The sequence below is a fragment of the Rhizobacter sp. P1_G5 genome (genome assembly GCF_056405435.1).
Map to the genome: position 1 here is coordinate 1 of NZ_JBFUCB010000632.1, position 3,393 is coordinate 3,393.

Consider the following 3,393-nt stretch of genomic DNA (forward strand, 5'->3'; position numbering starts at 1 on the left):
GTCTACGACGAGATCGCGCCGACGCCGCAGAGCGCGCTGGCGCTGATCACGCGCGAGCCGATGGGCGTGATCGGCGCGATCGTGCCGTGGAACTACCCGATGATCATGGCCTCGTGGAAGCTCGGCCCGGCGCTCGCTGCCGGCAACAGCGTGGTGCTGAAGCCGAGCGAGAAATCCCCGCTGACCGCCCTGCGCCTGGCCGAGCTCGCGCTGCAGGCCGGGCTGCCCGAGGGCGTGTTCAACGTGGTGCCGGGCTACGGCCACGAGGCCGGCGAGGCGCTCGCGCTGCACATGCAGGTCGATGCGATCGGCTTCACCGGCTCGACGCGCGTGGGCCGCAAGATGCTCGACTACGCCGGGCGCAGCAACCTGAAGCGCGTCTACAACGAGCTCGGCGGCAAGTCGGCCTTCATCGTGTTCCCCGATTTCGACGACCCGGTGCGCGCCGCGCAGACGGTGGCCGGCAGCATGTTCTTCAACCAGGGGGAATCGTGCAACGCGCCGTCGCGCGTGTTCGTGCACGAGAGCATCGCCGACGACTTCGTGAAGACGGTGACGGCCGAGGCGCCGAAGTACCGGCCGGGCAACCCGCTCGATGCCACCACCGAACTGGGCGCGCTGGTCGACGACACCCAGCTGCGCACGGTGCTGGGCTACATCGATGCCGGCCAGAGCGAAGGCGCGCGGCTCGCCGCCGGCGGGCGGCAGGTGCGGCAGGACAGCGGCGGGTACTTCGTCGAGCCGACGGTGTTCGACGGCGTCGCCAACACGATGAAGATCGGGCGCGAGGAGATCTTCGGGCCGGTGCTGTCGGTGATCCGCTTCAAGACCGAGGAAGAAGCGATCGCGATGGCCAACGACAGCGCGTACGGGCTGCAGGCCAGCGTGTGGAGCAGCAACATCAACCGCGCGCACCGCGTGGCGCGGGCGCTGCGCGCCGGCACGGTGCACGTCAACCAGTATGACGAGGACGACATCACGGTGCCGTTCGGTGGCTTCAAGCAGAGCGGCAACGGGCGCGACAAGTCGCTGCATGCGTTCGACAAGTACACCGAGCTGAAGACCACGTGGATCCGGATTGACTGATGAATCCCGGATTGGCATCCGGGCTACGGAGGATTCGATGAATCACTCTCTCAACGAACAGCTGATGGCCCGCAAGGCCGCGGCCACGCCGCGCGGTGTCGGCGTGATGGGCACCTTCTTCGCCGACCATGCCGAGAACGCCGAGCTGTGGGACGTCGAAGGCCGGCGCTTCCTCGACTTCGCCGGCGGCATCGCGGTGATGAACACCGGCCACCGCCACCCGAAGGTGGTCGCCGCGATCGAGGCACAGCTCAAGCGCTTCACCCACACCTGCTACCAGGTCGTGCCCTACGAGGGCTACATCGCGCTGGCCGAGCAGCTCAATGCGCTGACGCCCGGCCGCCATGCGAAGAAGACCGCCTTCTTCAGCACCGGCGCCGAGGCGATCGAGAACGCGATGAAGATCGCCCGCGCCCACACGAAGCGGGCCGGCGTCATCGCGTTCGGCGGCGCGTTCCACGGCCGCAGCCTGTTCGCCGTCGCGCTGACCGGCAAGGTGCAGCCGTACAAGGCCGGCTTCGGCCCCTTCCCACCCGAGATCTACCACGCGCCCTTCCCCGCCGAGGGCACGAGCCTCGCCGACACGCAGAAGGCGCTGCAGCACCTCTTCAAGGCCGACATCGAGCCCTCGCGCGTGGCAGCCATCGTGTTCGAGCCGGTGCAAGGCGAAGGCGGCTTCAACGTGATCCAGGCCGAGGCGCTGCGCTGGCTGCGCGCGCTGTGCGACGAACACGGCATCGTGCTGATAGCAGACGAGGTGCAGACCGGCTTCGGCCGCACCGGCCGGCTGTTCGCGATGGAGCACTTCCCGGACGTGCAGCCGGACATCCTCGTCAGCGCGAAATCGCTGGCCGCCGGCCTGCCGCTGTCGGCGGTGACCGGGCGCGCCGAGATCATGGATGCGCCCGCCCCCGGTGGGCTCGGCGGCACCTATGCCGGCAACCCGCTGGCGATCGCCGCCGCGCATGCGGTGATCGGCGTGATGCACGACGAGCAGCTGCCGGCGCGCGGCCAGACGCTCGGCGACCGGCTGAAGGCGGTGCTGAACGACATGCGGGCGGCCGTGCCGCAGATCGTCGACGTGCGCGGGCTGGGTGCGATGGTGGCGGTGCAGTTCAACCGCGCCGGCAGCGATGAGCCCGATGCCGCGTTCACGAAACAGGTGCAGGCCGAGGCGCTGCAGCGCGGGCTGATCCTGCTGAGCTGCGGCGTCGATGCCAACGTGATCCGCTTCCTGTTCCCGCTGACGATTCCCGACGCGCACTTCACCGAGGCGATCGGGATCCTGCAGGCGTCGCTGCGGGCTGCCGGTGTTGTGGCAACAGCCGCTGCATGAAAGAACTCCGCGAGCGCCTGCAAGCCGAAGGCGTCCACACGCTGATCGCGCAGTTCACCGACGTGCACGGCGTCGCGAAGGGCAAGTACGTGCCGCTCGCACATCTTGAGAGCCTGCTGGCCGAAGGCGCGGGCTTTGCCGGCCCGTCGATCTGGGGCACCGGGCTGCCGCGCACCGGCCCGCGTTCGGAGTACTACGGCCGCGGYCAGCCCGAGACGGCCCGCGCGCTGCCGTGGATGCCCGGCTATGCGCGCATCGTCTGCGACGGCTTCGTGGCCGGCGAGCCGTTCGACGCCTGTCCGCGCCAGGTGCTGAAGCRCCAGGTGGCGCGGCTGGCTGAACGCGGCTGGCTGCTCCGCACCGGCATCGAGCCGGAGTTCTTCCTGCTGCGCCGCACGGCCGATGGCGGCATCGCCCCGGCCGATGCGCACGACGCGCTCGACAAGCCGTCGTACGACCTGAAGACGCTGCCGCGCCAGGCCGCCTTGCTGCACGAACTCGCCGCGGCGCTGACCGCCTGCGGCCTCGACGTGTTCCAGGTCGACCATGAAGACGCCCACGGCCAGTACGAGCTGAACTTCCACCATGCCGAGGCGCTCGCGAGTGCCGACCACCTGATGCTGTTCAAGATGGCGGCGCAGGCGCTGGCCGAGCGGCACGGCAGCATCTTCTCGATGATGCCGAAGCCGTTCGCGAACCAGCCGGGCAGCGGCATGCACTTCCATGTGTCGCTGTGGGCCGGTGGCGATTGCCTGTTCGCTGATCGGCAGCAGCCTTTGTCGACGCTCGCGCTGCAGTTCATCGCCGGCGTGCTGGCGCATTCGGCCGCGCTGTGCGTGCTGGCCGCGCCGACGGTCAACAGCTACAAGCGGCTGGTGGTCGGCGAATCGCTGTCGGGCACGAGCTGGGCGCCCGCCTACGTGGCACATGGCCCGAACAACCGGACCGCGCTGGTGCGCACGCTGAACGGC

The 3,393-nt window shown here is 69.4% G+C and carries 3 protein-coding genes; all 3 read left to right on the top strand.

The features are described from left to right. The coding region (locus AC1D12_RS28445; RefSeq protein ID WP_477844448.1) for an aldehyde dehydrogenase family protein at positions 1–1,086 on the top strand (1,086 nt) is incomplete at its 5' end. Positions 1,087–1,123: 37 nt separating this feature from the next. Continuing rightward, positions 1,124–2,422: a 4-aminobutyrate--2-oxoglutarate transaminase gene (gene gabT, locus AC1D12_RS28450; protein WP_477844450.1), complete on the top strand. Its 1,299-nt coding sequence runs from the start codon at positions 1,124–1,126 to the stop codon at positions 2,420–2,422. Next, positions 2,419–3,393 (top strand): type III glutamate--ammonia ligase (locus AC1D12_RS28455; protein ID WP_477844452.1); only part of this gene is annotated, 975 nt, incomplete at its 3' end. The genes gabT and AC1D12_RS28455, both read left to right, overlap by 4 nt.